The 14,457-nt window shown below is 43.0% G+C and carries 12 protein-coding genes; 1 reads left to right on the top strand and 11 read right to left on the bottom strand.

Annotation, left to right across the window (positions count from 1 at the left end; genetic code table 11):
• Window positions 1-14: 14 nt before the first annotated feature.
• The 10 genes from fmt to NZ583_04805 all read right to left on the bottom strand — a co-directional run bounded on the left by fmt (window position 15) and on the right by NZ583_04805 (window position 10,860).
• The gene (fmt, locus tag NZ583_04850) at window positions 15-935 is read right to left on the bottom strand and encodes a methionyl-tRNA formyltransferase (protein ID MCS7280940.1); all 921 of its coding nucleotides are present in this window, start codon (window positions 933-935) and stop codon (window positions 15-17) included.
• On the bottom strand, window positions 932-1,423 hold the full coding sequence (gene def, locus NZ583_04845) for a peptide deformylase (protein ID MCS7280939.1): 492 nt from the start codon (window positions 1,421-1,423) through the stop codon (window positions 932-934). The genes fmt and def overlap by 4 nt, the downstream gene beginning before the upstream one ends.
• 31 nt (window positions 1,424-1,454) lie before the next feature.
• Entirely contained in the window at window positions 1,455-2,840 is a 1,386-nt protein-coding gene (locus NZ583_04840) for an FAD-binding protein (GenBank protein MCS7280938.1), read from the bottom strand.
• Between the two features lie 18 nt (window positions 2,841-2,858).
• Window positions 2,859-3,887, bottom strand: coding sequence for a selenide, water dikinase SelD (selD, locus tag NZ583_04835; GenBank protein ID MCS7280937.1), 1,029 nt, complete (start codon window positions 3,885-3,887; stop codon window positions 2,859-2,861).
• 7 nt (window positions 3,888-3,894) lie between these two features.
• Window positions 3,895-4,194: a DUF3553 domain-containing protein gene (locus NZ583_04830; GenBank protein MCS7280936.1), complete on the bottom strand. Its 300-nt coding sequence runs from the start codon at window positions 4,192-4,194 to the stop codon at window positions 3,895-3,897.
• Between the two features lie 88 nt (window positions 4,195-4,282).
• Window positions 4,283-5,887 (bottom strand): AMP-binding protein, encoded by a 1,605-nt coding sequence (locus tag NZ583_04825; protein MCS7280935.1) that lies wholly within the window; start codon window positions 5,885-5,887, stop codon window positions 4,283-4,285.
• 31 nt (window positions 5,888-5,918) lie between these two features.
• Window positions 5,919-7,187, bottom strand: a complete 1,269-nt coding sequence (locus NZ583_04820; GenBank protein ID MCS7280934.1) for a (Fe-S)-binding protein — start codon at window positions 7,185-7,187, stop codon at window positions 5,919-5,921.
• Between the two features lie 17 nt (window positions 7,188-7,204).
• A complete protein-coding gene (locus tag NZ583_04815; GenBank protein MCS7280933.1) occupies window positions 7,205-8,584 on the bottom strand; it encodes an FAD-binding protein in 1,380 nt (459 codons plus the stop codon).
• 147 nt (window positions 8,585-8,731) lie between these two features.
• Window positions 8,732-9,301, bottom strand: coding sequence for a DJ-1/PfpI family protein (locus NZ583_04810; GenBank protein ID MCS7280932.1), 570 nt, complete (start codon window positions 9,299-9,301; stop codon window positions 8,732-8,734).
• A 2-nt stretch (window positions 9,302-9,303) separates the two neighbouring features.
• A complete protein-coding gene (locus NZ583_04805; protein ID MCS7280931.1) occupies window positions 9,304-10,860 on the bottom strand; it encodes a fused MFS/spermidine synthase in 1,557 nt (518 codons plus the stop codon).
• An 80-nt stretch (window positions 10,861-10,940) separates the two neighbouring features.
• Between NZ583_04805 and NZ583_04800 the strand changes: the two genes are divergently transcribed.
• Window positions 10,941-12,743, top strand: coding sequence for a YgiQ family radical SAM protein (locus NZ583_04800; GenBank protein MCS7280930.1), 1,803 nt, complete (start codon window positions 10,941-10,943; stop codon window positions 12,741-12,743).
• On the opposite strand, the gene NZ583_04795 is transcribed toward NZ583_04800, so the two are convergent.
• Window positions 12,735-14,378 (bottom strand): adenosylcobalamin-dependent ribonucleoside-diphosphate reductase, encoded by a 1,644-nt coding sequence (locus tag NZ583_04795; protein ID MCS7280929.1) that lies wholly within the window; start codon window positions 14,376-14,378, stop codon window positions 12,735-12,737. The genes NZ583_04800 and NZ583_04795 overlap by 9 nt on opposite strands.
• Between the last annotated feature and the right edge of the window lie 79 nt (window positions 14,379-14,457).

The raw sequence follows: 14,457 nt of genomic DNA, 5'->3' as shown, positions 1-14,457 counted from the left end.
CTCTTTTCTCCTTTTTACGTGAAAATTTTTCCGACTATGTCTTTTGCTCCTATCGCAAAATCATGCGCGCTCATCCGCCTTCTACTTTCTTGCTGAACTTCAGTTAAAAGTACGGATCCAGAGCCACATGCGCAAACGATCCCGTTCTTGTTAAAAAAAAGAATCTTTCCTGGTTTTTCGGATGTGAAAAGATCGTAAACTCTAGCTTTATGAATCTTGAGCAACTTTCCATCAAGATAGGTGTGAGAGACAGGCCAACCTGCATAAGCTCTGACGGCGTTTACGATCTGGGTCGCATCCTGATTCCAGTCGATCCTAGCCATCTCTTTTTTTATCATTTTTGTGTACGTCGCTAACTTTTCGTCTTGCGCGATTCCTTCTTCCAGCCCTTTTTTTTCTACTTCGTTAACAAATCCAAAAAGGATGTCCGCTGCCTCACGAGAAAGTCTCTCACTTAAAGAGATTGAGTCGTCGTCTTCCCTTATTTCGAAACTTTTCTGCAAAAGTACGTTTCCCGCATCCATCCTCTTGCTCATCCTTATTATCGTAATTCCAGTTTCCTTGTCTCCGTTTAGAAGAGCTGCCTGAATAGGTGAGGGTCCCCTGTATTTTGGTAGCAAGGACGGGTGTACATTTATGGCGCCAATTTTTGGGATCTTGAGGACGGATTCTGGCAAAATCAACCCAAATGAGACAACCACAAAAAGATCGGGTTCTATTTTTCTTATCGTTTCCAAATCTGGCTCAGTAAAAGAAGAGATTTCCAAAACTCCCAAGTTCAACGACTTTGCGCACTTTTTAACCTCATTGTCGTCAAGTCCATAACCCCTTCCTTTTGGTTTTGCTTTCTTTGTTACCACCAAAACGACCCTGTCCTTTAGAGCGACAAGGGAAGGAACGGAAAAGACAGAAGAACCGAAAAAACAGATCTTCATCCTTTTTTTCCTTCGTAATTCTTCTTAAAAAGCGATCTTTTTACAGGGCTTAGGCGATCAACAAAAAGAATCCCGTCTAGGTGATCTATCTCGTGTTGAAAAACCCTCGCAACTAACCCCTCACACTCGATGTCCAACTGTTGACCTTGTAAATCTATTCCCCTCACCCAGACCTTCTTTGCCCTTTTTAGGTACTCGAAATACCCTGGGATACTCAGGCAACCCTCTTCTCTTACCTCCTCGTCCTCGAAAGCTAATATCTCGGGATTTACCATTACGATCGGCTCCTCAGTACTTAGCCCGTCAACAACTATAACTCTTAAAAGGTATCCAACTTGGTTTGCGGCAAGACCTATTCCTCTTTGGCTTCTCATCGTCTCCACCATATCTTTTGCCAGCTGAACTATCTCTGAAGAGATATCGGTGACTAGGGTAGCTTTTCTTTTGAGGATCGGGTCAGGATATCTCCTTATCTCTAAAACAGCCATGGCTTATTTTTAAATTATAGTCAATTTGCGGTCAGATCGCCATGTATGGCGGAAACATCTTTCCCGGGTTCAAAATGTTATTTGGATCGAAAAGTTTTTTGATTTTTGCCATTTTCTCTAAGACTTCCTTTGAAAGCTCCATGTCTATGTATTCCGATTTTAAAACACCTATCCCGTGTTCTCCAGAGAGCGTTCCACCTAGCCTCAAAGTCTCCTTAAATATCTCCTTAACTGCGTCCTCTGCCTTTCTATAATCCTCCGGATCATCTCTTATCATGATGCTTACATGGAAGTTTCCATCTCCAGCATGTCCAAAACTGAGTATGGGAATTTGGTATCTCTTGCCAAGTTCTTCAAGTTTCCTTATGAGGATAGGGATTTTAGAACGAGGTACTACTACATCCTCTGCTATCTTTACCGGGTTTAAATTGTACGTGGCCTGAGAAAGCGTCCTCCTTGCAAGCCATAAATGATCAGCCTCCTTTGGGTCGTCCGTTACTCGGAAGCTGCTTGCGTTCGACTCTTTTATAAGACGTATAATCTTTTCCGTCTGGTACTTCACAGAGGGAGGATCCCCGTCAACTTCAATGAGAAGAAGCGCGCCTGTGTTCTCTGGAACACCTATTGGATTTGCCTTTTCGCTGCAGATGACGGAAGCTTTATCCATAAACTCCACGACCGCTGGAACTACACGGGCTGCGATGATGCTCGAAACACATTTTGCAGCTTCCTCAACCTCTTTAAAAAAAGCGAGAATTGTCGCTTTTGCCTCTGGTAAAGGGATCAGTTTCAGTATTATCTTTGTGAAGATCCCCAATGTTCCTTCGCTACCAACAAAGAGGCGTGTAAGATCGTACCCGACAACCCCTTTCATAGTTCTGACACCGGTATTTATTATCTCACCAGTCGGTAAAACGACCTCAAGTCCCAAAATATAGTCCCTCGTTACTCCGTATTTCAGTGAATTCGGTCCACCAGCACATGTGGCAACATTTCCACCTATGGTTGAATACTTATGGGAAGCAGGATCGGGAGGATAAAATAGACCATACTTTTTAACCTCTTCTTGAAACTCATACGTAATAACCCCGGGCTCAACGATTGCTATGAGATCGTCTCTGTCTATCTCGATTATCCTTCTCATTCTCGTAAAAGCCATCACAACCCCACCAGAAACCGGGATGGCACCGCCTGTTACACCGGAACCCTGTCCCCTAGGTATTACTGGAAATTTGTATTCGTTCGCGAGTTTGAGCACAGAAGATACAGCTTCTGCATTCGTTGGCAGTACGACAAGATCTGGCACACAGCCACTGGCCCTCGCGTCAAACGAATAGCACTTTCTTTCTTCCTCGGTTCTAAGCACGTTTTCTTTTCCCACTGCTAATTCAATCTTCTCGATCAAGTGCCTTTCCATTTTCGGTCCTAAAAAGACCTAGAGGAGGGCTATCTGTCCTAAGTTTTTATCTGTAAACTTCCCTATGATCCAAAACTTTACGCCAAGCCGTTGAGCATTTTCGCTTAATCTTCCGATTTCCTCCTCTGGTACAGCAAAAAGAAGCCCGCCTGAAGTTTGAGGATCGAATATGACGTCGTATATAGGTCCCTCGCGTAAATTCATAACGTACTTTTGAAAATACTCTTTATTTCTGTAAAGGCCTCCTGGGATGAAACCTTTTTTTGCAAGCTCCAGTGTGCCTTCGATAATCGGTATCTCGTTAATGTACAGATCGACACCTATCCGATCCTTTATCATCTCCTTTAGATGCCCTATCAGTCCAAAGCCGGTGACATCAGTTGCAGCATGTGTGTTGACCGACAACATAAGCTCTGAAGCCTTGTTGTTAAGTTCTGCCATTATTTGGGCTACGTAAAGAGCGTCCGCCTCTTTTAATAAGTCGGCCTTTATTCCCGTTGTGAGGATTCCGGTTCCAAGTGGTTTTGTAAGGATGAGCAAATCTCCTAAAAAAGCCGTATCGTTTCTCAAAATCCTTTCTGGGTTTATGACACCTGTTACAGCCAATCCGTATTTTATCTCCTCATCATCAACGCTGTGACCACCTATAAGCACCGCCCCGGCTTCTTTTATCTTTTCGATCCCGCCTTTCAGTATCTCTTTTAAGATATCAGTTCCAAACTTTTTCGTAGAATAACAAACCACGTTCAATGCCGTTTTTGGAACTCCACCCATGGCGTAAACGTCGCTCATGGAATTCGCTGCTGCAATCTTACCGAACCAATATGGATCATTCACAAGAGGTGTAAAAAAGTCGATCGTTTGAACGATAAAAGTGTTTTCGTCGAGTTTGTAAACACCGGCATCATCAAATCCTTCAATACCGACAATCACATTATCGTCTTTTGGCATTTCGATGCCGCAGAGAATGTTATTTAGGTCTCCCGGACCTATTTTTGAGGCTCAGCCGGCCCCCCTTACACTCTTTGCGAGCTCAATCCGTTCCATTTTTTGTTTACTTTTTGAGCTTAGGAATCGATTTTTTTTCGTTCTTCTTTCCCCTCACTCTTTTTGGGGGACAATCCTCGTCAAACTCGATCTTTTCGATCCCTGAATAGTAACAACAGTTGTGACTATTAAAGTTGTTATCGAAGATCCTTACTTTACCGTCCTGAAAGTCGACCCTCACATAGCAAAATCCACCTGGAAGCTCTGATCTTCTCTCCTCAATTACGACACCTATTCCCCATCTTCTGTACTTTTTGTGATAAACTCTGTCTCCGACCTGAAGATAAAGGACGTAATCATTGGCCATAACTAATGATATAGAAAAAGGAAGGACACTTCAAGGAAATTTTTAACAAATTAAAAAAGGCGGGCAAAGCCCGCCTCTACGAAAACACTTACCTTACGTCACTCCACTTTCCGTACCTTTCTCTTAGAACCCTGTGAAGTATCTTTCCGGCTCCACTACGGGGCATCTCTTCGTCCTTTATAAAGTACACGTTTTTAGGTATCTTGTACCCTGCTATCTTACCCCTACAGAACTCGATAATCTCTTCAGGGGTTGCAGTCTGCCCCTCGTGGAGCACGATTACAGCAGTTACGGCCTCACCCCATTTCTCATGTGGAACACCAATTACCGCCACATCCTTTACCTTAGGATGAGCTCCGATAACGTTCTCAACCTCAGAGGGATAGACATTCTCACCACCAGTTATGATCATATTGGCTTTCCTGTCAACGAGGACATAGTACCCGTCAGGATCCCTATAGGCCATGTCTCCCGCGCTAAAATACTCGCCTTTCATCGCAGCTTTCGTCTTTTCAGGATCCTTCCAGTACCCTTCGAAGACCATGGGGCTTCTGGAGTAAAGTTCTCCCACAACGTTCGGTTCAGTGATTATGTTTCCGTTTTCGTCGTAAAGCCTAATTATATCCGAGCCTATAACTTCGCGGCCTATAGATCCAAGTTTGGAGAGCTGTTCCTCCGGTTTAAGTATTGTGACTATTCCTGCCTCCGTTGATCCATATGCCTCCCAGAGTCTTGCATTGGGGAACATCTTCATGATTCCAAGCTTTGTATCCCTTCTTGCAGGGGCAGACGATATAAGGAGTTTTTTGACAGAGGAGAGATCGTATTTCTTCTTAACCTCATCTGGAAGTGCGAGCATCATTATGTAATGTGTCGGAACGAGGGATGTAAAAGTAATCTTATGTTCGGCGAAGGTTTTAAGAAGATCTTCTGGATCGAAACTGACCATGTTGTAAGCCATTACAGTGGCACCGATCCATGTAAAGACAAAGGAATAAAAGAGTGAGTTCACGTGGCAAAGTGGCATAACTAAAAGTACTATGTCGTCGTGTTCGAACTCGTGATCATAAAGCATTATAAAATACTGTGCTATGAGGTTCCCGTGGCTTTTCATAACACCTTTTGGAAGGCCTGTAGTTCCACCGGTATACATTATGACCCATATGTCATCTGCATCGACTCTAACTTCCGGCTCTTCCGGACTTGCTTCTTTTAGCATATCCTCGTAATTTATGTATCCATCATAGTACGGACTGTCCACTGCAAAGGATATGTAGTGTTCTACAGTAGGTAAGTTTTTCTTCATGTTGTTGACCTGCTTTATCCAGGGAAGTTCATTTCCTTTTTGGTCCTTTCCGCCCTGGACTATAAAAACTTTTGCCTCCGCGTGGTTAATTATGTATTCCATTTCAGGCGGCGCAAGTCTAAACATTATGGGTACGCATATGAACCCACCCTTTGCAGCAGCGGCATAGAATTCGAGCCATTCCACGCAGTTGTAAGACAAAACGCAGAATCTATCTCCTTTTTTCATTCCTAGATTGGCTAAAGCGTTGGCGAGCCTGCAGGCTCTCTCATTCCACTCTTTGAACGTGTACTGCTTGTTTAAGTCCTTAATGCCAATTTTGTTTGGCCATTTAAAAGCGTTGACCCTTAAGACATCCTTTGCCGTAAGCCATACGCCGTGTTTCATAAGGTCTCCCTCCTTTATCTTGATTTATTTTTTACTCGAAGAGTTCGACGATATGGTAAACCCTTTGGGGCATTCTATTTTGCAAAACGTTATCTATGAGATTTATCATGCAACCCGGGCATGCCGTCACAACTATATCTGCCCCGGTTGCTTTTATCCCATCCAGCTTCTTTTTCGCTATCCTTTTTGTTAGGTCGTAATGGTATATGCTGAAAGATCCTCCCATGCCGCAGCACAGATCAGCATTGGGCATTTCCACGTATTTTATGCCATCCAAATTCTTAAGGATAGATCTCGGCTCATCCTTTATGTCCTGATACCTTACAAGATGGCATGGATCATGCCATGTTACGGTCTTTCCATGAAATTCTTTTCTAACTTTAAGGTTCTTTGGATCCACTTTCAGTGTCTTCACTATGAACTCAAGACTGTCCTTTATTTTCTTTCCAAAATTCGCGTACTTCTGTTTTTGTTCCTCGGTTTCTGCAAGGTACTTTTCGTATTCTTTTAAGGTTGAACTGCACGTTGCGCAGGCCGTAACTATAGTATCTACTTCTTTAAAAGCCTCCACATTCATGTCAGCGATCAGTCTTCCCGTTAAGAAGTCCCCACTGAAGTATATGGGAGCCCCACAGCAGTTCTGGTCTTTAGGAACTACGACCTCCACGTTCCTCTTTGTTAGAAAGTCTATGAGTTTTAGCCCAATCTCAGGATAGATGAAGTCTGTTGCACATCCCATAAAGAATCCAACCTTCATGACAGGCTTATCTTTGCTTTGCGGCTCATAGACTGGCTTTACCATATCCCGAAGAAAAGTTTTAGCAAGCTCCGGTATGTTTCTTCCTGCGCCAAGAGCCTTGAGAAAATCGGGAAGATGTCTTATATTTCCCTCTGTTTTTGGTAAAAGCCACTGAAAGGCTTTTGCAAGTTTAAGGTACCTTGTGAATCTTTTCCTGTCAGACATGATCTTTCTGAACGCTAAATTCTTTATAAACCCAAGGCCCTTCTCGTTTACCATCTGAGCACGGGCGCCTACAACAACCCTATCTATTTGTGCTTTTGCTGGACAGTTCACTACGCACCTTTTACAGAGAAGGCATTTGCCAACAATCTTTCCCATCTCCTCTGTGAATTCCTGTTGCCCCTGGAGCGCCAGTTTGATTAGGTAGTTTTTGCCTCTTGCAACTGATGTCTCGACTTTTTCTTCTTGATAGACAGGACAAAAATATGTACAAAAGCCGCACTTCATGCACTGTTCGATGTACTGTTCCACCTTTTTTAGTTCCTTCTTCTCGTTCACTTTGGCCCCCTCAAGTTTTACTCCCATATCTTTCCGGGATTCATGATATTATTTGGATCAAAGAGAGCTTTGATCTTTTTCATGAGATCGATCGCGACTGGATCTGTAACCCTCATGAAGAATTTCTGTTTCTCAAGGCCAATTCCATGTTCACCAGAAAGAACCCCACCAAGTTCGACAGCGGCGTAAATGATTTCTTCCATAGCTTTTTGGGCCCTCTCGTAGTGTTCTTTGTTGTTTATGTCTGTCAGGAAGGACGGATGTAGATTTCCGTCTCCTGCATGTCCAAGGATTACAAGTTCTAGCCCATATTTTTTGGCTATCTCCTTACTCTTTCTTATAAGAGCAGGGATCATTCCTCTTGGGACTGTCACATCCTCCGATAGAACCGTTTTTGCCTTTCCGAACACCGCCGCAAATCCTGCTCTTCTTGCCATCCAGTATCTGTTTGCCTCGTCCATATCTTTTGCAACCCGCACATCCCTTGCTCCGTATATTTTCGCTATTTCAACGATCTTATCGGTCTCCTTTTGAACTGCCTCTTCTATCCCGTCACACTCAAAAAGAAGCATAGCATCCGCCTCTTTAGGTAGACCCATAGGCATCATCTCTTCTATCCGATTTATAACCCAGTTGTCCAAAAGCTCTATCTTTCCCGGAATTACCCCATTTTCAAGGACTCTAAAAACCGTCTCTCCAGCCTTTTCAACGCTGTCATAGACAGCCACAATCGTTTTTCTCGCTGGCGGAAGAGGATTTACCTTAAGTTCCGCTTCACTTATAACACCGAGTGTTCCTTCAGAACTGATGAAAAGATGGATAAGATCGTATCCAGCAACATTTTTTAGGGTTCTTCCCCCCAAATTCACAATCTCTCCTGTGGGCAAAACAACCTGAAGACCCAGAACGTACTGTTTTGTCACCCCGTACTTTACGCATGCTGGGCCACCAGCGTTTTCAGCAATAATCCCACCGATTGTAGCGCCGAGGAAACTTTGAGGATCGGGAGGAAAAAAAAGCCCCTCCTTCGCAAGTGCAGTATTTAGATCTTGTAGCACAACTCCGCATTCGACAGTACAACTCAAATTCTCCTTGTCAATTTTTTTGATCTTATTCATCTTAGTGGTGCACAGCACTATTCCACCGAACCATGGCACAGACCCACCACTAACGTTCGTTCCGCCACCCCTTGGAGTAACCGGTATCTTTTCTCTGTTCGCAAGTTTCAAAACTTCTGAAATCTCTGATGCGGTTTTAGGAAAAACTACCGCTTCCGGTTCTTTGATCCAGTTGGTGGTCCCATCGTAAGAGTATGCTTTCAAAGCTTCAGGAGTTGTTAAAACGTCTTCATCTCCGCAAATCCTTTTAAGTTCAGCTACTATCGACTCTTTCAACATTTAATCCCCCTGAACATGGTTCTAATTTTTTTAACCTTTGTTCAGATGTTATATTCACCGAATTTTAATTTGTCAAGAAAAATAAAACACGGTTTTATATATAAAACCGAAAATTTTTGACCTACCTGGGAAACCTGGAATCTCTATTTAAATTATTTCGAGAAGAGCCAATCCTTTTTTTACATTAACTACGACTTCCTCAGGGAAGAGTAGTTCAACGATTTTTAAAGCAAATTCGAGTGCAAAACCTGCGCTCTTCCCAGTAACGATATTCGAATCAACAACCACAGGCTGTGGATCATAAATGCCATGTTTGAGCATGGGGGCAAAAGAGGGGTGACATGTGATTCTTTTTCCTTTTGTAAGCCCGAGGTAGTCGAGAACTACAACAGGAGACGCACAAATTGCGCCAATGAGCGCACCAGATTTGACATGGTCTAGCAGTATTTTTGAGAATTCTTCGGAATTTCTGATATTTTCTGCGCCGGGCATGCCCCCAGGAACAACGATCGCGTCGTATTTTACACCTTTGACCTCATCTATGACTTTTTCTCCCAAGATCTTAACCCCTTTCGAACACTCCAATAACTTTTCATCCCCAATTGTGACAATATCCACTTTGGCATTTGCCCTTCTTAATATATCGATTATGCTTACTGCTTCTAGTTCTTCGGATCCATAAGCCAAAGGTACAAGGACTAGCGTCCTTTTCTCCATAACTATCCATCCTTTCTGTCGTATCCAAACCTTTCCTCAAAGACAGGAGCGACAAGATTATCGACAGGGGCGTAATCGTCACTTATAGTTATTACTCGTCTTCCAGATATCATCTTTTTTACAAGTTCATCCGGAACTACAACCGTCGTTGCTTTACCTTTTAGTCTGCGCTCTTTTACAAATCTGTCGAACTCTTTTATGTTCAGGTTTCCCTTAGAGGCGATAACGATGAATGTACTTATCCTTAAGTCCTCGAAATTGGGAGAAACAGAAAGGAGAAAGACCTTTTCTTCCCCAAAGACTCTTTTCAACGTATGGATATAGGACGGTAAAAACTCACCCTTTTGGAAATTGTCTATGATATTGGAGAGCAGTATGCCATCCTCCGTCATGATATTGTTGACCTGGGTCAGAAACTCTTTGGTCGTTAGATGGTAGGGGACCGTAAGGTCGTTATAGGCATCGAGAAAGACAACATCGTACTTTTCTTTACAGTTCATCACATACCACCTACCGTCAGTGTTAAAGGTCCTTATTCTAGTATTTCTTGGAAGCCCGAGATGCTCGTATGCGACCTTCGTCACTTCAGGGTCGATCTCCACAACGTCGATTTTGGCATTAGGGTAGTAGACCTCCATGTATCTAGGGAAAGTGTAACCACCCCCTCCTATGGTGAGGGTTTTAAAATTGTCCTTCTTCTTGTACTTCCATTTGAGAACGTCAGCGTATATGCGTTCGTATTCGTACTCTATGTGGGTTGGGTCTTTTTTACATACGTAAGAGTGGATCAGGTTGTCGAGAATCAAAGCATCAAGCTCGGTCTTTCCGTCGGAGCTTAGAGATTTACAGAGCTTGATAGTATAGTAATCACTTTCCTTGTAAAAATAGGTGTCTTCTCTGAGTTTCACCTTGTATAGGGACTCGTAGCATAAAGCAAGAACTGGAACGAGAAGGACAAAGAAAGAAACCGTATAAACTTTACGCCTAAAAAGGGAACCAACAAAGAGGGCTGACACTAAAAGGATGAGTCCTGTTGTAAATATGATGTTCCTTGTTCCCATCCAAGAGATCAGAAAAAATCCGGTGACGTAAGTCCCTATTATTGCTCCAAGTGTGGAGAAAGCATAGATCTTACCCACAATGCCCCCGGCACTTTCAACGTTCTTCAAAGCGAGTCTAATCACAACAGGCGAAATAGTACCCAAAATGCAACTGGGGATGAAAAATATAATCGATGTCACGACAAATATTCTCATCATAAGGGAGAGAGGAAACTTGTAAGAGGCGACAAGGTTTGTAAGAGGAATGATCATAAGAGCGGTAAAACCGGAAAGTAGAAGCAGGACTGAAAGTGTCTTTCGAGAAGGATATTTGTCTGCCAATCGTCCTCCTATGTAGGCTCCTATGCTTATCCCGGCCAGTATCACGCCAATTATGCTCGTCCACGTGTAGATGGATACGCCTACAAAGGGAGCTAAGATCCTGCCAGCTACAATCTCAATCACTAAAGTGCAGAAACTAGCGATAAAGGTTATAGCGTATGCTGTAAGTAGGCTCATTTTCTTTTCACCCCATATGTGATAGTTTTAATGTTAATAATTGATTGTTCGAGCTCTTGTCAAAATTTTTCTTTAGAAAAATGGAGTTTTTACCACTAACAAAAGCCGAAGTAAAAAAGAGAAAATGGGATTCTCTAGATGTAGTCATAGTAACTGGAGACGCGTACGTGGACCATCCAACATTCGGGGCGGCATTAATTGGCAGGCTACTTGAAAGTACTGGTCTCAGGGTAGCCATAATTGCCCAACCTGACTGGAAGGATACGAAAGACTTTAAAAGGTTTGGGAGACCGAAACTCTTCTTTGGTGTTACTTCAGGAAACGTTGACTCGATGGTTGCAAATTATACCCATAACAAGAAGAAGAGAGAAAGGGATGACTATTCACCAGGCGGGAAACCTGGCCTAAGACCGGACAGAGCAATCATCGTCTATTCAATGAGGATAAAAGAGGCTTTTCCGGATGTTCCGATAGTGATCGGAGGTATCGAAGCGAGCTTAAGAAGATTCGCCCACTACGATTTTTGGGACAATACGGTACGGAGATCGATTCTTTTCGATTCCCGGGCTGACATTTTAGTCTACGGTATGGGTGAGAGGCAAATACTTGCTATAGCCGAAAGGTTAATAAGCGGTAAACCTCTTTTCGGTATACGGGGAACAGCCGTAGTTATGAAAAGAGACTTATTCGCATCCCTTAAATCCTCCGACCAAGACCTAAAAGACGCCATAGAGCTTCCATCCTTTGAGGAGGTTAGAGATGATAAGGAGAAATTCAACGAGGCCCAAAGAATAATTTACAGGAACCAGAATCCGTTTAAGGCAAAGACACTCATTCAGGCCCACGGTAATAGGTTCCTTGTCGTCTACCCGCCACAGATGCCGTATACAACCGAGGAACTGGACAGGATTTACGAACTTCCATTTGCGAGAAGATGGCATCCAGCATACGATAGTGAAGGCGGAGTACCTGCTTACGAAACCGTGAAATTTTCTATTGTCTCTCACAGAGGATGTCCTGGAGAATGTAATTTCTGCGCCCTGTTCGTTCACCAAGGTCGGATTGTAAGTTCCCGAAGCAGCCTCTCGATATTAAAGGAGGCAAAGAGAATCGCCAGTATGGAAGATTTTAAAGGAACTATAACAGATGTTGGTGGACCTACTGCCAACTTCTACGGAGCGAGCTGCAAGATGTGGAAAACTGCCGGATTTTGCTCGAAGAGGAGTTGTCTCATTCCAAAAAAGTGCGAAAATTTAAAGATAGACTTTTCTTGCCAAATAAACTTACTAAATGACATCCTCAATATACCACGGATCAAACATGTATTTATCGAAAGCGGGCTAAGATACGACGTTATAACTGATGATGAAGGAAAAATCTATCTCGAAGCTCTTCTAAAAAGGCACATAAGTGGTCAGCTGAAAGTAGCGCCAGAACACAGATCTGACAAAGTTTTAAGGCTAATGAACAAACCATTTTTTGAGGTTTATGAAAGGTTCGTTGATACTTTCAACAGGCTGAAAAAGAAGACTAAAGTGGACGTCTATTTGGTCAACTACTTTATCGGATCCCATCCGGGGGCGGAACTTACAGACGAGATCGAGCTCTTCCTTTATCTTTTCAGGAATCGAATACATCCGAGACAAATACAGGATTTTTTACCTACTCCTCTCACAAATTCGACGGCCATGTACTACACTGGAATCCATCCCTTTACTTATGAGGAACTTTATGTTCCTTGGCGATTTAGAGAGAGAAAGCTAAGAAGAGCGCTTCTTCAATACTACAATGAAAAGAATAGAGAGGCAGTAGTTGAAGCGTTAAAACTTGCAAAACGGGAAGACTTGATCTCTCTTTACTTAAAATCGCTTGCTTTAGCATAGGGTCTGGCCACTGCAGGAAAGAACCTGATATTTTCTGCTTCTGTTTCTAAAAACCGTAATGCCCTTAAGCCCTAATTTGTATGCCGAGACGAAGATCTTCTCAACATCCTCAACGCTTGTATCCTCAGGTAGATTAACAGTTTTACTTACCCCATTGTCTATGTGCTTTTGGAAGGCTAACTGTATTCTCAAATGCCATTCAGGACTTATGTTATAAGCTGTACGGAAGAGTCTAATAATCTTATCCTTTGGTTCTTTTTTCTCCCGAAACTCTCTATAAAGCGGATCCTCAATCTCAACCTTTATGTCTCCGAGGATGATTCTCGAATAGACTAAATCGAATATAGGTTCTATACCACTCGAAGTTCCAGCAATAAGGCTTAATGTTCCAGTAGGTGCCACAGTGGTAGTAGTTCCGTTTCTTTGGGGAAGCCCAAGTCTTTCCCACTTACTCCCTCTGTAACTTGGAAATGTACCCCTTTCTTCTGCAAGGATAGCCGAGGCCTTCTTTGACTCCTTCTGGATGAAGGACATCACTTCTTCTGCCACTCTTTCTGCCCTTTCACTGTCATAGGGGATGCCCATTTTTATAAGCATGTGGGCAAAACCCATAACCCCAAGCCCGATTTTCCTATTCATCTTTGTCATCCGTTCTATTTCGGGATGGGGATATCTATTCACATCTATAACATCATCCAAAAATCTACAAGCAAGATGGACAGTATTTTTGAGCTTCTCCCAATTTATCCTTCCCTCATCATCCACGAAGCGACAGAGATTGATCGAACCCAGACAGCAGGACTCGTAAGGAAGAAGCGGTTGCTCCGAACATGGGTTTGTAGCTTCGATATCTCCCAGATGAGGCAAAGGATTCTCCCTATTTATGGTGTCAATAAAAAGACAACCCGGTTCACCACACATATAGGCCGATTCAGAAAGAAGCCTCATGAGTTCTTTCGCTTTCACTTTTTTTACGACCTTTTTATCTCTAGGATTTACAAGTTCAAACTCTCCGTCATTAAAATAACTGGCCATGAAATCGTCCGTTATCGCAACTGACAAATTAAAATTGGTGAGTTCATTGGGATCTCTTTTTACCGTTATAAACTCCTCCACATCGGGATGATCGATCCTAAGCACACCCATATTGGCACCTCTGCGTGTTCCACCCTGTTTTATCACCTCCGTTGTCATATTGAAAACTTTCATAAAAGAAACTGGGCCACTCGCAACACCCATTGTAGTCTGAACGATATCCCCCTTCGGTCTCAATTTGGAAAAAGAAAATCCTGTCCCACCGCCACTTTGGTGAATCTTCGCCGTGAGCTTCACGGCCTCAAAAATCGAATCCAAAGAATCCTCCACGGGAATAACGAAACAGGCAGCAAGCTGACCGAGTTCCTTTCCAGCATTCATAAGACAAGGCGAGTTCGGCAAAAATTCGAGGTTTCTCATAGCGAGAAAGAATTTTTCCTCAATCAGTTGGGCATCAGTTTTACCATAATCTTTTTCCGCTAACGCTACATGGGATGCGACCCTATAAAACATGTCTTCCGGAGTCTCTTTTACTTTTCCGTCCTTGTCCCTTAGGAGGTACCGTCTTTCTAAAATGATAAGTGCATTAGGGTCGAGCATAAAGTACCCCTTTTGGAATCCTTTGCGATTTTAATAAGTTACAAGCTTTATACCATCTCTTTTCCACAACATATTAACA

This window comes from Thermodesulfobacteriota bacterium (genome assembly GCA_025062045.1).
GTDB lineage: Bacteria > Desulfobacterota > Syntrophorhabdia > Syntrophorhabdales > JANXAF01 > JANXAF01.
Note: the sequence above shows the minus strand (reverse complement) of the source record. Positions and strands in the feature narration are given on the sequence as shown.